Below are 16,052 nucleotides of genomic sequence, written 5' to 3'. Positions count from 1 at the left end.
GTAACTCTTGGCCAAAATTATTGTAGTGACCTCCGGTAAAGGGGGGGTTGGTAAGACCACCAGCGCTGCCGCTATTTCAACAGGACTTGCCCTGCGCGGTAAAAAAACAGTCGTCATTGATTTCGATGTTGGTCTACGTAACCTCGACCTAATCATGGGCTGTGAGCGCCGCGTTGTTTATGACTTGGTAAACGTTATCCAAGGGGAAGCAGGGCTTAACCAAGCGCTGATTCGCGATAAACGCGTTGAAAACTTATTTATTCTTCCAGCCTCTCAAACGCGTGATAAAGATGCACTGACGCAGGAAGGCGTAGAGCGAATCCTTGAGCAGCTCAAACAAGATTTTGATTTTATCTTGTGTGACTCCCCCGCAGGAATCGAGAGGGGGGCTCAACTCGCTATGTACTTCGCTGATGAAGCGATTGTTGTCACGAATCCTGAAGTTTCCTCAGTGCGTGACTCTGACCGCATTTTGGGATTGCTTGGTTCCAAGACGCGGCGCGCTGAACAAAGCTTAGACCCTGTTAAAGAGCATCTGCTGATTACGCGCTATAACCCTTCTCGCGTAACGTCTGGGGACATGCTGACCCTTGATGATATTCGTGAAATCTTGTCTATCGATCTGCTTGGCTTAATCCCTGAATCCGAAGCGGTATTACGTGCATCGAACCAGGGGGTTCCCGTTACTCACGATGCGGCGAGCGATGCAGGTCAGGCGTATTCAGATACTGTATCGCGCCTATTAGGTGAAGATATGCCTCTGCGCTTTCATGAAGTACAGCGTAAGGGATTGTTGAACCGTATGTTCGGGGGTGGTCGGCGATGAAATTGCTGGAGTTCTTGAAGCGTGAGCGCAAGAAATCCGCCTCGGTGGCTAAGGAGCGTTTGCAAATTATCGTGGCGCATCAGCGCGGCCAGCGCGGTCAGCCAGATTATATGCCGCTGCTCGAGCGCGAGCTGTTGGAAGTCATTCGTCGTTATGTACAGGTCGATGATGATGCCATTCAAATTTCGCTTGATAGCGAAGACAATTGCTCAGTGTTGGAGCTCAATGTTACGCTGCCGAAAGGTTGACGTTTCCATATGGAAGCAGCATAGCCAGTCGTTAAGCATGGCTATTCGCTAAGAGGGGCGGCGAGAGGCGCTGCGGTTGTGCTAGGCTTGGGCTTTTGTACCCGCTTCGGCAAGTGGTTCGTTGGCTTGTGGGCGGGAAGCTATGCTCAAGGAGATTTCATCAATGGCGCCACCTAATGCTGCCCCTGCCAGTTTTCTCTGGCATGACTATGAGACATTTGGTGCTGATCCGCGTCGCGATCGGCCCGCTCAGTTTGCCGCATTACGCACTGACGCCGAGCTTAATGAAATCGGTGAGCCGATAGAGCTCTACTGCAAACCTGCTGATGACTACCTGCCTCACCCTGCTGCTTGCCTAATTACCGGTATTACACCGCAAAAAGCGCAGCGGAAAGGCTTGCCTGAGGGGGAGTTTGCCCGCCAAGTCCAAGGCTTTATGAGTGAGCCAGGCACCTGCGTAGTGGGCTATAACAGCCTTCGCTTTGATGATGAAATCTCCCGTCACTTGTTTTATCGCAACCTGCTTGACCCTTATTCCCGCGAATGGCAAAACGGCAACTCCCGTTGGGACTTGATTGATGTGGTGCGCGCGTTTTACGCCTTGCGCCCCGACGGCATTGAGTGGCCGCAGCGGGAAGATGGTGCGCCTAGCTTCAAACTTGAACACTTAACGGCGGCCAATGGCATTGCCCATGAAGGCGCTCATGATGCGGTAGCTGATGTACGTGCCACCATTGCGCTAGCGCGTCTGCTAAAAGCCCGAAACCCAAAATTATTCGACTATTTACTGGGCATGCGTGGCAAGCGCGCAGTGGCCAAGCAGTTAGACTTGCCCAGCGCTAAACCGCTTTTGCATATCTCTCGTCGTTACCCTGCCAGCCGTGGTTGTAGCGCATTGGTCATGCCACTGGCCGAGCATCCGACGAACCCTAATGGCGTTATTGTTTACGACTTAAGCGTTGATCCTAGTGATTTGCTGACTATGAGTGCCGAGCAAATCAGAGAACGTGTGTTCGTCAGTCAGCAGGATCTGTCCGAGGGGGAAGTGCGTATACCGCTGAAAGTGATCCACATTAATCGCTGTCCAGTCATCTTTCCAGCGACGGCGTTAAAAGATGTGGATGGTCCGCACAAAGGCGAATACGGCATGATCATTGAGCGGTTAACGATTGATATTGATGCCTGTCGCGGCCATTGGAAAACGCTGCGAGAGGCTAGCGGTGTGGCGCAAAAAGTAGCTGAGGTATTTAACGCAGCCTACGAAGATGTGCCTCAAGACCCTGACTTAATGCTCTATTCCGGCAGCTTTTTCTCTGCGGCTGATCGCCAGCAAATGGAGCGAGCATTGGCAATGGATCCCTGGGATTTAGTCGGCCAGCGCTTTGCCTTTCAAGATCCTCGTCTGGAGGAAATGTTGTTTCGCTACCGTGCGCGTAGTTATCCAGACACGCTGGAGGGCGAAGAGCGCGAGCAGTGGGATGCGTTTCGCTGGATGCGCATTAATGATCCGGCCTTGTCGGGTTTTACGCTGAAAGCCTTTGCGCGAGAAATAGAGCGTTATAACCAGCAGACCCTATCGGATCGCGAGCGCCAAGTGCTGGAAGAGTTGGTGATGTACGTTGAGTCAATGATGCCAGCTCAGGCGTTTGATGCCTGAGCTGGCGAGCTTAGCTAAATCGTTAAGCTAAATCGTTTAAATTAGCACTTAGCGTGCATCGGTAAACGGCACGCGTGCTGCTCGGTAGGGGGCGATATCACTTGGTGAGTCGCCAGGGTTGTAGCGAATATCTAACTGGTGTGATTGAAGCGTCGGCCACAGTGCCTGCAGTTCTTGTACGCTAACATCCAGCGCTAGTGTGGCGAGTTGTTCACGGCGATCAAAGTGCACGTCCTCCAGTGCTGTGGCTTGCCAGTAGCGGTTTGCCATGCCCTGTAGGCTCGTGTCTCGCTGGGTCAAGCGAGAATGAACGGCCTGACGATGCGGTGCTAACGCTTCCTCGGTTAACGTATTCAGGCGCTCGCCCGCTGCCGCCATAAAGGCGTCCATGCGCTCGGCGATCATGCTGCTCTCAACATCCGGCGACTGAACTACCAAGGCAATCCCCGGCGCCTCTAACAGCGGGGAATAGCCCGCATTAACAATATAGCCAAGCTGCTCCTCGGTACGTAGTTGCTGATAAAAGGGCGTATCCAGCCATTGCGCCAATACGCTGAGGCGCGCCTGCTCTTCAGTGGACGTGTCGCGACCCTGTAAATAACGCAGCACAAGGGACTCTTCGCGGGTGCTGTGTGGATGAAGCACCTCAGGCTGATTGCTCACCTGTAGTGCTTCAAGCGCAGGGATATCCTCACGAGTGAGACGTGGTGATAACGCGCCGCATATTACATTGGCCTGCTCACGAGCCAGCTCTTTATCCAAATTGCCAACGGCCATTGCATCGATGTAAAGCGCGTCTAAAAACCGTTTGCGGAAGTTTTCTAAGTGGTGGCGCTCTAACCGCTGACTGGCATCAAGTAATTCAGTCGCTGACCATTGGGGGGTCAGTAGTGCTTCGCCCAGTGCCCGGCCTGCCTGGCCATAGAGCGATGCTTGGGGAGCATTGCGCCACTCGCGCTGGAGTTGATAGCGCACACGCTCAAAAGCGCTGGGAGAAATGTCGGCATGCTTAAGCTGCTTAATCGCCTGCTCTATCAGTGGCGTTTGTCCATCGCGCCAGCCTGAAAATGACAGCGTCATACCACGTCCGTGAGCGTAAGCGCTGAACGATTGACCAGCCAGCCAGGCTGGATATAACGACTCGTTTAGGCTGTCATTTAGCCAACTCGCTAAGAGACGTGTGAGTACCGCTTCTTCAGCTGAATAGCTGGCGCTGGGGTGCTGGAGGCTTACCCGCCACTCAACGCTTGGCGTATTGAAGCGGCTATCTTGCATGTGCCATGCGGTAAACGAAGGCGCATCAATCAACACTTCAGGGCGCTCATCTTGTCCCGTCTTGAGAGTAAGGTCATTGGCGATAAAGGGGTTGGGTTCCGGTAACGCTAGGCCTCCTAGCGCCTGCCCTGGCTGAGTTGGTGGTTGCTCTTTCCATTGGGTGTTGAACCAAGGCGAGACGGTATCGCTTTCTACGTCTGGCGCAGAGTAGAAACGCAGCATGTTGTCTGGGGTCAGTGCATCGAGATACAGCTGCTGACGCTCACTATCCATGCCATCCATCCGGTAAGGCGCATACTGCACATCATCCACCGGATAACGAGAAAGGCTCATGGCTAAGCGGGTGGCTTCCTGCTGTGGTGCGCCATGCTGCTGAAAACGGAACGCTTGTTCATTCAGGTTTTTTTGTTCCTCGTAGCGCCACTCGGCTAATCCTTCCTCGCGTATCTGCTCAATGGCAGCAAATAGTGTGGCCTCAATATCGTCCAGTCGCTGTGCCCCGGCTGGCGTTAAGCTAATCGAGATCGCAAAGAGCGCCTCATTGCCGTCACCTCGTCCCACGCCCGCCGAAAGTGCATCTGCAAGGCCCGCTTTGCGTAGCGCTGCCAGTAAGCTGCCGTCGCCTTCATCGCCCAGTAGGTGAGAAATTAGCTGAGTCGGCTTGGTACGGTATTCATCGGTAGGATCGGGAATCGGAAAATAGAAGCGTAGTTGGCGGCGATCCTGTAGCGACTGGCGCTCAATGTAGCGGGGCAGCGTGTCTGAATCGACCAGCGGCGTGTCAATGGTGGGGACGCTTAGGTCATTGTCGGGAAGACTTGCAAAGCGTTCGACAACTAATGCCTCAAGAGTATCGAGTGGCTGGGGGGCAACAATGGCCAAATTCATGACGTTGGCATCGTAGTAGCGATGATAAAAATCAATCACTCGCTCGCGGAGAGTGGCTTCACCCTCGGCTGGGTTGGCAAGGGTGTCACGGCTGCCTACTGCAAAGCCCGTCGTGGGATTGCTAGGATTTAGTAGCTGATTCAATACATCGTTTTCACGGCGGGATTCATCACGAATGCGTGCCATGTACTCAGAGTGGACAATATTCCGCTCGCTTTCTAAATGGTCGGCGTTAAATAGCGGCGAAAGGAAAAACTCGCTAAAGCGGTCCAGTGCGCCTGGCAAGGCCGAAGGCTCAACATCAAAAAAATAGTTGGTGTCTTGTTGGGCAGTAAACGCATTGTGGGAGCCCGCATTATCAGAAATGTAGCGCTGATAGGCATCAGACTGAGGGTACGGTTCAGTGCCTAAAAACAGCATATGCTCTAAAAAGTGGGCTAGCCCCTGCAGGTCGTCAGGGTCTTGAGCGCTGCCTACGCGAACGTTCATGGAGGCGGCGGCTTTATCGGCCTCTGGGTCACTAACAAGCAGCGCTTGAAGGCCATTTTCCAGCGTCAGTACGCGGTAATCGCGTTCGTCAAATGGGCTGACAATAGGCGTGATGGCGTCCTTCACTGGGGTGTCTTGAGCGAAGGCGAAAAAAGGCGTGCACCAAGCGACGCCAATCACGACGCCGATGACGGCCTGCCGTACAGCGTCACGGTTAGGCAGAGGTTCATGAGATCGTAACATTACGGTTCCTATGGCACAGCCCAGCGCAGCATCGGCCCTACCGGGTGGGCGCAGGATGATGACTGATAGGCAGGATTATTAACATGTTTTGATACCGGAAAAGCGCCCAACAGTTCCAATGGCGCAGGCATTAATAGCGCATTGAGTGCTTCAAGGTCGGTCGTCGGGTCCAGCCAGCGCGTTAACGCTTCTGGAGGGATAACGACAGGTAATCGGTCAGTCAGTGAAGAAAGGCAGGCGTTGGCAGGTACGCTGATTAGCGCCGTCGAGTCAGTAAATGCGGTGAGCGTTGTGTGGTAACGGCACCATAAAGCACCCAGTAACAGTGGCCCTCGGTTAACGTGGGTCACTAAATAGGGTTGCTTGCTGTGTGCTTGTATCTTCCAGATATAAAATCCGCTGACTGGAATGACACAGCGGCGGGCGCTAAACGCCTCGTTAAACATGGCGCGTTGGTTAAGCGTTTCTGCTCTAGCGCAATGGGGCGCGTGGTCGAGTACTTTCAGCCAAGGAGGCGTTAGCCCCCAAAATAATGGCTGAAGTCGCAAACGTCCCTGCTCAAGTCGTATTGCTGATACAGGCTGTCGGGGCGCTAAGTTAGGCGATTCGATAAGTGGTTCAGTATCAGTCAGCGAGGGCACAAGGCGTGATAGCGTGAGGCGCTGCACGTGAAGGCGTCCCGTCATGCCTGTCTCCTTATGCGAAATGGGGCTCGTGAGAGTGCAAAATGGCGGGGTAACGCAACAATAGGTTAAATGTCGTGTTTTAGTGTCGAAAACAGTGTTCGATGTAAGGTATCCTAGCGTATCCCTTGCTCACGCTAAAGCGCGATGAGGCATTCTTCCTGTTTGCCGTTGACCTTAAGAGATCGCCATGGCCCGTCCTAGACAGCATGCGCCCGATGCCCTCCACGCGCAGGTCATGCACGCTTGTGATGAGTGGTTGGCTAAGCAGCCAGTCCATGGTTTGTCACTGCGTGCCCTGGCCAGAGAAGTGGGCTGCGCGCCAAGTACGCTGCTTAAATTATATGGCAGCTTTAATAACTTATTGCAGCACGTCAACGTTGAAACGTTGGCACGCTTACAGCATACCATTACTAGCCTGGCAGAAGATGATCCTGAGCCATGGCTGCGCTCGCTAGCGCTCGCTTATTGGCGCTTCGCTGAGCAAGGCTGCTACCGCTGGCAACTGCTATTTGATTATCCACTGGCCCAAGAAGGCGAGCTGGATCAGCGCCAGAGCGATCTTATTGAAGCGCTGTTCACGCAGGTGGAAACCTCGTTGAAACGGTATCAGCCAGCATTGGATGATCTTGAAGCGCGACGCCTTGGGCGCACCCTCTGGGGGAGCGTGCACGGCTTGGTGCAGCTTGGATTAAACGAGCGCTTAGGCTATTGGCAAGGTCAGCAGTTGAAGGTGGATGAGCTGCTGGATCAGCTAATGAGCACGGTGCTGGCTGGCCTGCGCCACCGGGAGGCGGCGACGTGACGTGGTGGTTGAAAATGGTGCGTTGCGCGTTGCGTCGCGCCATTTATGTTGTTATGCGTGTGTGTTATCGGTTCTCTGTACATGGCCAAGAGAACGTACCTAAGCGCGGCGCTGCCCTGGTAGTCTGTAACCACGTCAGCTTTATGGATGCGTTGGTGTTAGGCGGCGGTAGCCCCAGGCCGCTGCGGTTTGTGATGGATCAGCCCATCTTTGAATCTCGCTGGCTAAAGTGGTGGTTCCAGCTTGTGGGCGCGATTCCGATTGAATCAGAGCGGCATAGCCCTGGTGCATTGCGTCGAACGCTGGATGAGGTGAGCCACGCGCTTCGCGAAGGTGATGTCGTAATGGTGTTTCCTGAAGGGCGTATCACCCCAGATGGCGATATCCACGCCTTTAGGCGCGGGCTCGAAACCATTCTTGCACGCGATAATGTGCCCGTCATTCCGGCTGGCTTGGCGGGGTTGTGGGGGTCTTGGACATCACACTACGGTGGTAAGGCACTTAAAAAATGGCCGTCACGTTTTCGTGCGCCGGTCAGTTTACACTTCGGGCCGCCGGTATTGGTTCATGAGGTAGAGGATATTGCCTTGCGCCGCTATTTAGAGGCTCGTGTGAGGGCGCTGAAGGCAGCGGGTGATAGCGAAATCACCCACCGCCAAATTGGTTAGACGGTCAGTCGCTACGTTCGGCGTGCAAGGCGCAGCTTTTGCCAGCAGCGTGCTGAAGTGATCAGGTTGTCACGGATTTCTAAAATTTCCATCCGCGTATTACCAATCTGCAAGCAGGCAGGCCCTTCCGGAAACGCTTCCAGGTGCTCAAGAATTAAGCCATTCAGGGTTTTGGGGCCGTCAGTGGGCAGTTGCCAGCCAAGCATTTTGTTAATTTCACGAATATTGGCAGTGCCCTCAATGACATGGCTACCATCATCTTGCTGATGAATTTCATCATCTTCTGAGACATCGGTGGTGAACTCCCCGACAATCTCCTCAAGAATATCTTCTAAGGTTACCAAGCCTTCCACGTCGCCATACTCATCCACCACAATACCAATACGCCGCTTCTGCTTTTGGAAGTTCAGTAGCTGTGTATGTAACGGTGTGGATTCGGGAATGAAATACGGCTCCCGTGCTTCTTGAACAATCGCTGCTTTGGTGACTTCGCTACGCGATAAAAAGCGCGCTGCATTGCGTAGATGTAGCATGCCAATAATATTGTTGATATCGCCTTTATAGACCGGTAAACGGGTATGTTGGCTGGTGCGGATCTGGGTCAGAATATCTTCCAGCGTGTCGTCAAGATCAATGCCAAGAACTTCGTGCCGGGGCACCATGATGTCGTTAACTGTGACATTCTCAAGATCAAGGATCGACAGCAGCATAGCGCGGTGTCGGTAGGGAATTAGCGTGCCTGCTTCGTGAACGACAGTGCGCAGTTCATCGCGGGTTAAACTGTCGCCGCCGTTCTCAACACTTTTAACGCCCATTAGGCGTAATAGGCCATTTGAGATGACGTTGACTAGCCATACCAGTGGGTAAAGTAGTTTGAGCAGTGGCTCCAGGCCCAGGGAGGTAGGGTAAGCGATCCGCTCAGGCTTGATGGCCGCGTAGGTTTTCGGTGTGACTTCGGCAAAAATCAGGATGGTAATCGTCAGTAGCGCCGTTGAAATAGCGGGGCCGGAGACGTCGCCAAAGAAGTGAATGGCAATGATGGTCGCAATTGAGGCGGCTAAGTTATTGACGAAGTTATTGCCAATTAAAATAACGCCAATTAGTCGATCGGGACGCGTTAATAACCGCATGACACGCTTTGCGCGGCGATCACCGCTGTTAGCTTGATGGCTTAGTCGATAGCGGTTTATCGACATCATGCCTGTTTCAGAGCTGGAGAAAAAGGCAGACAGCAATATCAAAATGGCTAGCAGGCCGAACAGTAACCCCAGGGGGAAGTCGTCGCTCAAGTCGAAAGTTCCTTTATGGCGTATTAGGCTCGATTTTTAGAAGTATGGAAGTGGCCTGTCAAGGCCACTGTTATCAACGCCAAATTAAATCAGTGCTGATAATGCGGTGAGTATATGTTTAGCGATGGAGCAAGATTTCCAGGACAAACTTGCTGCCAAAGTAAGCTAGCAGTAGCAGTATGCACCCGCCAAGCGTCCAGCGCACAGCGCGCATGCCACGCCAGCCAAAACGATAGCGACCCACTAAAAGTGTGGTGAAAATAATCCACGCTCCCAGCGAAAGTACTGTTTTATGCACCAAATGCTGCGCGAACATATTGTCGAGAAAGATTAGTCCGCTGATGATCGAAAGTGTCAGCAATATAATGCCTGACCATACCAGTTCAAACAGCACTCTTTCCATGGTGGTGAGCGGTGGTAGCGATTGCACAATGCCACGAATATGGTGATGGCGCAGTGCTTGGTTCTGCAGGCCGACCAGCACCGCTTGAATCGCCGCAATTGCCAAGACGGCAAACGCCAGCGCAGAGCTGACGGCATGCAGTAAAATGCCGGGCGTTAAGCCGCTTTGGCTCCCCTGGCTCGGTAACCAAGTGGCAAAAATAAGCGCGATACCTGCGAGAGGGAATAGCACGATGCCAGCGTTGAGCACCGGCTTAAACAGGCTGGCGACGAGTACAACGTTGACGGCCACGGCCATCAGAAGCGTTGCGCTGGTTGTGAAACCAGGCAGTAGCCCTGGGGCTGAGCTAACAAGCTCCACGACCACTGGGATATGCAGTAAAAGCCCAAGCGCACCAAGTAGACGCACCATGCCCTGGCGTGGTGGCACGCGACGAAATAAGGTCATGCCCTGCCAAATGGCAGCGGCGACATAGAGTATAAAAGCGATCGTGGCGAAAGGGAGCGCCTGCATGATGCTATCCGTGCGCCTTGCAGCGCGTTGTTGAATCCAGTGTCATTGAATCAACGCTGTGAAAGTCAGCGGTGCTAAATCGTTCAAGCTAGAACAGTCTGCCTACTATAACCAATCATAGCGGCGTCGCACAGCCATCGATAACCAATGTTGACGACCATGGAGACTCGCGCGGCGAGCGCGTATAATCGATCCTACATTCGTCCGGTGTGACCGCCCGGCGACAACGACGGAGGCAGAGGCCCCATGTTTCAGAATCTGAGTGAGCGTCTTTCCCAGACGTTGAAGTCGATCAAAGGCCAAGCGCGGCTAACTGACGACAATATCAAAGACACCCTGCGCGAAGTGCGTAAAGCACTGTTAGAGGCAGATGTCGCCTTGCCGGTGGTGAAGGCATTTATTGAGCGTGTTCGTGAACGTGCTGTTGGCCAGGAAGTCTCAAAGAGCCTCTCGCCAGGCCAGCAATTCGTTAAAATCGTCCAGCAAGAGCTGGAAGCGATCATGGGCGAAGCCAATGAAGGCTTATCCCTAAAAGGCTCACCTGCGGTCGTATTGATGGCAGGCTTGCAAGGGGCGGGTAAAACCACCTCTGTTGCTAAACTGGCGCGTTACCTGCGTGAACGCGAAAAGAAAAAAGTGCTGGTGGTCTCCGCCGACGTTTATCGTCCAGCGGCGATTGATCAGCTAGAGACGCTGGCAAAAGAAGTTCAGGTTGATTTCTTTGCGTCTCGTTCCGATCAGAAGCCAGTGGATATTGCCACGGCGGCGATCAAACACGCCAAAATTCAGTTCCATGATGTCGTATTAGTCGATACCGCCGGGCGGCTGGCCATCGATGAAGCGATGATGGCCGAAATCCAGGCGCTGCATAAAGCAATTTCACCGGAAGAAACGCTGTTTGTGGTCGACGCCATGACCGGCCAGGATGCGGTGAATACGGCGAAAGCATTTCACGATGCACTGCCGCTGACCGGGGTGATTCTCACCAAGGCTGATGGTGATGCCCGTGGCGGTGCAGCACTTTCGGTACGCCATATCACTGGTAAGCCCATCAAGTTCATGGGGGTTGGTGAGAAAGTAGACGCCCTAGAGCCTTTCCATCCGGATCGTGTGGCATCACGGATTCTGGGTATGGGCGACATGCTGTCGCTGATCGAAGAAGCCGAGCGCACGGTAGATAAGGACAAAGCCGCCAAGCTGGCCAGCAAGGTCAAGAAGGGTGACGGTTTTGATCTGGAAGATTTCCGCGATCAGTTACAGCAGCTCAAAAAAATGGGCGGCATGGGTGGCCTGCTTGGCAAGCTGCCTGGCATGGGGCAAATGGCTGATATGGCACAAGGCCCTGGTCCGGAAAAAGAGCTTGGCAAGCTGGAGGCATTGATTAACTCAATGACCCCCAAAGAGCGCCGCAAGCCCGATATCATCAATGGTTCGCGCAAACGCCGTATTGCAGCGGGTGCTGGCCTGCAAGTACCTGACCTGAATCGCCTGCTAAAACAGCATAAGCAGATGCAGAAAATGATGAAAAAAGCAGGCAAAAAAGGCGGGATGCAGAAAATGATGCGCGGCATGTCGGGCATGATGGGCGGCGGCGGGCCGGGTGGTCCTGGCGGCGCGGGCGGCATGGGCGGTATGGGTGGCCCCGGCGGTCTTCCCTGGCGTTAAGCCATTGTTAGTAACGTTGTAACGTGCTTGGCAAGGTTGACGGCTTAAGAGTTTTCTGGCTGTCAGGCTTTCCAAGCAGAGCGCATTTGCGTAGAATGCGGCCTCTTCATGCGTGGGTGTTGGCAAAAATGCGCGAGCATCGCCTTACCATCTGCCAGTGAAGAACCTGATGGTACGCAGCAAATCACTGATTTTAGTCTGCAGTGCCGAGAAAATAGTATGACGAGTGTTCTGTTAGCGATCTGCGCTATTGCACACTCTCGTAACCTCAACCGAAGGATAGTTATCGTATGGTTACCATTCGTTTGGCACGTGGTGGCGCCAAAAAGCGTCCCTTTTATCACCTGACTGTTACTGATTCACGCAACGCCCGTGATGGCCGTTTCATCGAGCGTATCGGCTTCTTCAACCCGGTTGCCCGTGGTCAAGAAGAGCGTCTGCGCGTTGATCTTGAGCGTGTTACTCACTGGCAGAGCCAGGGCGCCCAGTTGTCTGGTCGTGTTGCTGAGCTGGTTAAAGAAGCGCGTAAACAGGCTTAAGCCGGTTAATGCGTGACTGTCAGTAAGTGATAGTAGGTGATGTTGTCGTTGTAATTTGTTGGAGCGGTCGTCGATGACGCGTTTTGAAACTAGCCATACAGACGACGCACATGTGGTGCTTGGTAAGCTAACTAGCCCTCACGGGATTAAAGGTTGGCTTAAGGTCTACTCCTATACCAATCCCATAGACAGCATCATGGAATACCCAGAATGGTGGGTGCGCCAAGGGGAATCCCTCACGCGCATGACCGTGATTCAGGGACGTCGGCAAGGCAAGGGTCTTGTGGTGCAGCTAAAAGGTGTTGATGACCGAACGGCAGCCGAAGCGCTGGCGCAAACGGACATTCTGATGCCGAAAGAGGCACTGCCTACGCTTTCCGATGATGAGTATTACTGGCATGAGCTTGAAGGCTTAACCGTCTTCACTCAGTCAGGCGAGCGGTTAGGGCAGGTCAGTTACCTGTTTGAAACCGGCGCAAACGATGTCATGGTGGTGCGCGGTGATAACGACGCAATTGATAAGCGTGAGCGACTGCTACCTTTCTTACCCGATGATGTAATTGTTGAAATCAGCCTCGAAGATGGCCGTATGGTCGTGAATTGGGATCCTGAGTTTTGAAAGCTAGTTTGAGTAAGCAGTTGTCGAGCGAGCTCACAGTAACTGATTCAACTGTTACTGCAGCAAACGGTGAAGAAAGCAGCTTAACGGATGCTCCCGCGATGTGGATTGGCGTGGTATCGCTGTTTCCAGAAATGTTCGATGCGATTACCCAACAAGGTGTGGTCGGTCGAGCGGTAGAGAAACAGCGTATTGCCCTGGAGTTTTGGAATCCGCGCGATTACGCCACCGACCGCCACCGCAGCGTGGACGATCGCCCTTACGGCGGCGGCCCCGGTATGCTGATGAAGGTAGACACCCTGCGGGCTGCTATCTTTGATGCTCGGCAACGAGCAGAGCAAGCAACGGGACAATCGCCTACCGTGATCTATCTCTCGCCCCAAGGGCGTAAGTTGGATCAGCAGGGTGTTCAAGCGCTCGCCTCAGCAGGCCCTCTCGTAGTGGTCGCTGGGCGCTATGAAGGCATTGATGAGCGCGTGGTGGAAAGTGACATTGATGAAGAATGGTCAATTGGTGACTATGTGCTGAGCGGTGGTGAGTTGCCAGCAATGGTGCTAATTGACGCGGCGGCACGGCTGGTACCCGGTGTGTTGGGCCACCAGGATTCCGCTATCGAAGACTCGTTCAATGATGGCTTGTTAGACTGTCCGCACTATACCCGTCCTGAGACGATCGACGGGCGACAAGTGCCTGATGTGCTGTTAAGTGGTAATCATGCGGCCATCAAGCGCTGGCGGTTAAAGCAGTCGTTAGGCCGTACATGGCAGCGCCGTCCTGATCTATTGGCAGGACGCACACTGGACGCCGAGCAACAGCGGCTTCTAGACGAGTTTATCGAGGAACACGCTCTGTCAACTAAGTGATTGTTTTTCAATTGCATAGAACAGAGCGGCGGTGCAGGGCAAATTAGGCAGATAGTCCATAAGACAGCTAGTCGATGAGACAGTTAGCCGACGCACCTGCGTCACCCATAACGACTCCCGCGTAGCTCGTTTCGAGCGCCGGGATCACGGTTTGCCCCTTCCACAACTGCGTGGCAAGCCATTACGTTATTTAGGAGTATGAAAATGAGCAGCAAGAACAAGGTGATCCAGGCGATCGAATCTGAGCAAATGGGCAAAGAGATTCCGGCCTTTGCACCGGGCGACACCATCGTCGTTCAGGTTAAAGTAAAGGAAGGTACTCGTGAGCGTCTGCAGGCGTTTGAAGGTGTGGTCATCGGTAAGCGTAACCGTGGCCTGAACTCCGCTTTCACCGTACGTAAAATTTCTCACGGTGTTGGTGTTGAGCGTACTTTCCAGACCTACAGCCCGCTGGTTGACTCTATTGAAGTCAAGCGTCGCGGTGACGTTCGTCAAGCCAAGCTGTACTACCTGCGCGAGCGCAGCGGCAAGTCGGCGCGTATCAAGGAAAAGCTGGCTTAACTGCCACTTTTTCACGGGCGCACGCTGTTTTGACATGCGTCGCGCTCGGATACCAAGACCCCGTCACCGCTTTGCGGGGCGGGGTTTTTGTTTGTGTGGTACCACCGTCAAGAGACCGTTAGCCTATGAGCGTGATAGATGCCTATCTAGATGCCTTATGGTTAGAGCAAGGGGCAAGCGACCATACGTTAGCGGCCTACCGGCATGACTTAACTGCTTGGCAGCAGCAGCTCGAAAGTGCGGGAGAAACACTGTTAACTCCCTCATCAGAGCGTTTTAGCGAGTGGTTGGAAGTACGTCGAGAACAGGGCTATCAACTACGCAGTAATGCACGGCTACTCTCGTCGCTGCGCAGTTTTTACCGTTGGGCACGGCTTTATGGGCATATCGCTAGCGACCCATTGGCCAATGTGGCGCTGCCGCGGGTACGCCCTAGCTTGCCGAATACCCTGGAAGAGGAAGAGGTTGAGCGTCTGTTGCTCGCCCCTGATATCAACACCTCGCTTGGCGTTCGCGACCGCACCATGCTTGAGCTGCTGTATGCCTGCGGGCTACGCGTGTCGGAGCTGGTTGGATTGACTGGCGATGCGGTCAATCTTCGCCAAGGGGTTGTTCGTGTCAGAGGCAAGGGCGATAAAGATCGACTGGTGCCAATGGGTGAAGAAGCGGCCGAGTGGGTAGAGCGTTACCTAAAAACGGCGCGGCCCGCGTTGATGCAAGATCCTACACGGCCCGCGCTGTTTCCAGGGCGGGCAGATAAAGCCATGACCCGGCAAACGTTTTGGCACCGTATAAAAGCCCACGCTATCACTGCAGGTATTACTCGACCCTTGTCGCCTCACACGTTACGCCACGCATTTGCGACCCATTTATTGAATCATGGTGCTAATTTGCGGGTCGTACAGCTGTTGTTAGGTCATAGCGATCTATCTACAACGCAAATTTATACCCATGTTGCCCAGGCGCGCCTGGAGCAACTGCATGCCGAACACCATCCGCGAGGTTGAAGATACAATGCATCAACGTATGTCTTTAGTTGCTAAATCCTGTGCTTCTTGGCTGGCGCTGGCGGGGTGCTTACTGCCTGCTGTTGCCAGTGCTGATGCCGTGTCCGAGCAGCTGATGGAGAATTTACAAGTTAATGGCCAGTCAATGCCGGTGGAGCAGGTAAACGAAACGCCAATGGATGGGGTGTATCACGTAATCCTGGAAAGTGGGGAGTCTTTTTACTCCAATGCCGATGGCAGCCACTTTTTGGTAGGGGACCTCTATCAAAACGCGGATAATGGTTTGGTTAACTTAACCGAGCAGGCGCGTAACCAGGAAAGGGCTACAGTGCTGGCTGCCATTCCAGCGAGCGAGCGAGTCGTTTTTCAAGGTGTGGGTGAGCCGAAAGCCACGGTAATTGTGTTTACGGACCCTACCTGCCCATACTGCGAGCGCCTACATGAAACGGTGCCTGAGCTTAACGAGCGCGGCATTGCAGTGCACTATATGGCCTTTCCACGCGCAGGCATGGGAAGTGGTGCTGCGACGACGCTTGAGCAAGTGTGGTGTTCGGATAACCGTAGCGAGTCCATGACTCAAGCTAAACAAGGCCAAACGCTTGCGGCATCGGCAAACTGCGATAACCCCGTTGCCGATCAGTACGAATTAGGTAAAGCTGTGGGCGTGCAGGGGACGCCTGCGATTGTGTTGCCCGACGGGAAAATGGTGCCAGGGTTTGTACCCCCCGACCGGCTCGTTAGCATGTTAGGCTTGGAAGACGAATAACGTCACGAGTAGTGACGAACGATAGCGCTGAGACACTGATTTAAG

General features: G+C 53.7%; 16 protein-coding genes. 12 read left to right on the top strand and 4 right to left on the bottom strand.

Features of this window, described 5'->3' with window-relative positions; genetic code table 11:
* The first annotated feature begins 7 nt into the window (after window positions 1-7).
* The 3 genes from minD to sbcB all read left to right on the top strand — a co-directional run bounded on the left by minD (window position 8) and on the right by sbcB (window position 2,731).
* The gene (gene minD / locus INT22_RS19615) at window positions 8-826 is read left to right on the top strand and encodes a septum site-determining protein MinD (protein ID WP_009724070.1); all 819 of its coding nucleotides are present in this window, start codon (window positions 8-10) and stop codon (window positions 824-826) included.
* Complete coding sequence (gene minE, locus INT22_RS19610; protein WP_038480946.1) at window positions 823-1,074, top strand: cell division topological specificity factor MinE; 252 nt, start codon at window positions 823-825, stop codon at window positions 1,072-1,074. The genes minD and minE overlap by 4 nt, the downstream gene beginning before the upstream one ends.
* A 163-nt stretch (window positions 1,075-1,237) precedes the next feature.
* The gene (gene sbcB / locus INT22_RS19605) at window positions 1,238-2,731 is read left to right on the top strand and encodes an exodeoxyribonuclease I (protein WP_193060457.1); all 1,494 of its coding nucleotides are present in this window, start codon (window positions 1,238-1,240) and stop codon (window positions 2,729-2,731) included.
* Window positions 2,732-2,779: 48 nt separating this feature from the next.
* Here sbcB and INT22_RS19600 read toward each other — a convergent pair whose 3' ends face one another.
* Entirely contained in the window at window positions 2,780-5,626 is a 2,847-nt protein-coding gene (locus tag INT22_RS19600; protein WP_193068770.1) for an insulinase family protein, read from the bottom strand.
* An 8-nt stretch (window positions 5,627-5,634) separates the two neighbouring features.
* Window positions 5,635-6,312: an SOS response-associated peptidase gene (locus INT22_RS19595; RefSeq protein WP_089039271.1), complete on the bottom strand. Its 678-nt coding sequence runs from the start codon at window positions 6,310-6,312 to the stop codon at window positions 5,635-5,637.
* A 187-nt stretch (window positions 6,313-6,499) separates the two neighbouring features.
* Between INT22_RS19595 and INT22_RS19590 the strand changes: the two genes are divergently transcribed.
* Both INT22_RS19590 and INT22_RS19585 read left to right on the top strand, forming a co-directional pair.
* Complete coding sequence (locus INT22_RS19590) at window positions 6,500-7,114, top strand: TetR/AcrR family transcriptional regulator (RefSeq protein ID WP_038480958.1); 615 nt, start codon at window positions 6,500-6,502, stop codon at window positions 7,112-7,114.
* A 14-nt stretch (window positions 7,115-7,128) separates the two neighbouring features.
* Window positions 7,129-7,782, top strand: coding sequence for a 1-acyl-sn-glycerol-3-phosphate acyltransferase (locus INT22_RS19585; protein WP_226912948.1), 654 nt, complete (start codon window positions 7,129-7,131; stop codon window positions 7,780-7,782).
* A gap of 11 nt (window positions 7,783-7,793) precedes the next feature.
* Here INT22_RS19585 and INT22_RS19580 read toward each other — a convergent pair whose 3' ends face one another.
* Together INT22_RS19580 and INT22_RS19575 are read right to left on the bottom strand one after the other, a co-directional pair.
* Window positions 7,794-9,071: an HlyC/CorC family transporter gene (locus INT22_RS19580; protein WP_038480964.1), complete on the bottom strand. Its 1,278-nt coding sequence runs from the start codon at window positions 9,069-9,071 to the stop codon at window positions 7,794-7,796.
* 118 nt (window positions 9,072-9,189) lie between these two features.
* Window positions 9,190-9,987, bottom strand: coding sequence for a cytochrome C assembly family protein (locus INT22_RS19575; protein WP_089039269.1), 798 nt, complete (start codon window positions 9,985-9,987; stop codon window positions 9,190-9,192).
* A gap of 246 nt (window positions 9,988-10,233) precedes the next feature.
* Between INT22_RS19575 and ffh the strand changes: the two genes are divergently transcribed.
* From ffh to INT22_RS19540, 7 genes are all read left to right on the top strand, one after another.
* Window positions 10,234-11,652 carry a signal recognition particle protein gene (ffh, locus tag INT22_RS19570; protein WP_089039268.1) on the top strand — a complete coding sequence of 473 codons (1,419 nt, stop codon included), beginning with the start codon at window positions 10,234-10,236 and terminating at the stop codon, window positions 11,650-11,652.
* Window positions 11,653-11,942: 290 nt separating this feature from the next.
* Window positions 11,943-12,191: a 30S ribosomal protein S16 gene (gene rpsP, locus INT22_RS19565; RefSeq protein ID WP_009724081.1), complete on the top strand. Its 249-nt coding sequence runs from the start codon at window positions 11,943-11,945 to the stop codon at window positions 12,189-12,191.
* A gap of 73 nt (window positions 12,192-12,264) precedes the next feature.
* Entirely contained in the window at window positions 12,265-12,810 is a 546-nt protein-coding gene (rimM, locus tag INT22_RS19560; RefSeq protein ID WP_038480970.1) for a ribosome maturation factor RimM, read from the top strand.
* Window positions 12,811-12,911: 101 nt separating this feature from the next.
* Window positions 12,912-13,673 carry a tRNA (guanosine(37)-N1)-methyltransferase TrmD gene (gene trmD, locus INT22_RS19555; protein WP_038486491.1) on the top strand — a complete coding sequence of 254 codons (762 nt, stop codon included), beginning with the start codon at window positions 12,912-12,914 and terminating at the stop codon, window positions 13,671-13,673.
* 204 nt (window positions 13,674-13,877) lie between these two features.
* Window positions 13,878-14,234 carry a 50S ribosomal protein L19 gene (rplS, locus tag INT22_RS19550; protein WP_009724084.1) on the top strand — a complete coding sequence of 119 codons (357 nt, stop codon included), beginning with the start codon at window positions 13,878-13,880 and terminating at the stop codon, window positions 14,232-14,234.
* Between the two features lie 125 nt (window positions 14,235-14,359).
* Window positions 14,360-15,241 (top strand): site-specific tyrosine recombinase XerD, encoded by an 882-nt coding sequence (gene xerD / locus INT22_RS19545; RefSeq protein WP_089039267.1) that lies wholly within the window; start codon window positions 14,360-14,362, stop codon window positions 15,239-15,241.
* On the top strand, window positions 15,216-16,007 hold the full coding sequence (locus INT22_RS19540; RefSeq protein ID WP_193059864.1) for a DsbC family protein: 792 nt from the start codon (window positions 15,216-15,218) through the stop codon (window positions 16,005-16,007). Before xerD ends, INT22_RS19540 begins: the two co-directional genes overlap by 26 nt.
* Window positions 16,008-16,052: the final 45 nt, after the last annotated feature.

Source organism: Halomonas sp. 3D7M (assembly GCF_014897885.1).
Classification (GTDB): domain Bacteria; phylum Pseudomonadota; class Gammaproteobacteria; order Pseudomonadales; family Halomonadaceae; genus Vreelandella.
This window is presented reverse-complemented; position numbering and strand designations above follow the sequence as displayed.

Coding starts and splice junctions, on each gene's coding strand:
- minE (WP_038480946.1), top strand. CDS start 823: ATGAAATTGCTGGAGTTCTTGAAGCGTGAGCGCAAGAAATCCGCCTCG.
- sbcB (WP_193060457.1), top strand. CDS start 1,238: ATGGCGCCACCTAATGCTGCCCCTGCCAGTTTTCTCTGGCATGACTAT.
- INT22_RS19600 (WP_193068770.1), bottom strand. CDS start 5,626: ATGTTACGATCTCATGAACCTCTGCCTAACCGTGACGCTGTACGGCAG.
- INT22_RS19595 (WP_089039271.1), bottom strand. CDS start 6,312: ATGACGGGACGCCTTCACGTGCAGCGCCTCACGCTATCACGCCTTGTG.
- INT22_RS19590 (WP_038480958.1), top strand. CDS start 6,500: ATGGCCCGTCCTAGACAGCATGCGCCCGATGCCCTCCACGCGCAGGTC.
- INT22_RS19585 (WP_226912948.1), top strand. CDS start 7,129: ATGGTGCGTTGCGCGTTGCGTCGCGCCATTTATGTTGTTATGCGTGTG.
- INT22_RS19575 (WP_089039269.1), bottom strand. CDS start 9,987: ATGCAGGCGCTCCCTTTCGCCACGATCGCTTTTATACTCTATGTCGCC.
- ffh (WP_089039268.1), top strand. CDS start 10,234: ATGTTTCAGAATCTGAGTGAGCGTCTTTCCCAGACGTTGAAGTCGATC.
- rpsP (WP_009724081.1), top strand. CDS start 11,943: ATGGTTACCATTCGTTTGGCACGTGGTGGCGCCAAAAAGCGTCCCTTT.
- rimM (WP_038480970.1), top strand. CDS start 12,265: ATGACGCGTTTTGAAACTAGCCATACAGACGACGCACATGTGGTGCTT.
- trmD (WP_038486491.1), top strand. CDS start 12,912: ATGTGGATTGGCGTGGTATCGCTGTTTCCAGAAATGTTCGATGCGATT.
- rplS (WP_009724084.1), top strand. CDS start 13,878: ATGAGCAGCAAGAACAAGGTGATCCAGGCGATCGAATCTGAGCAAATG.
- xerD (WP_089039267.1), top strand. CDS start 14,360: ATGAGCGTGATAGATGCCTATCTAGATGCCTTATGGTTAGAGCAAGGG.
- INT22_RS19540 (WP_193059864.1), top strand. CDS start 15,216: ATGCCGAACACCATCCGCGAGGTTGAAGATACAATGCATCAACGTATG.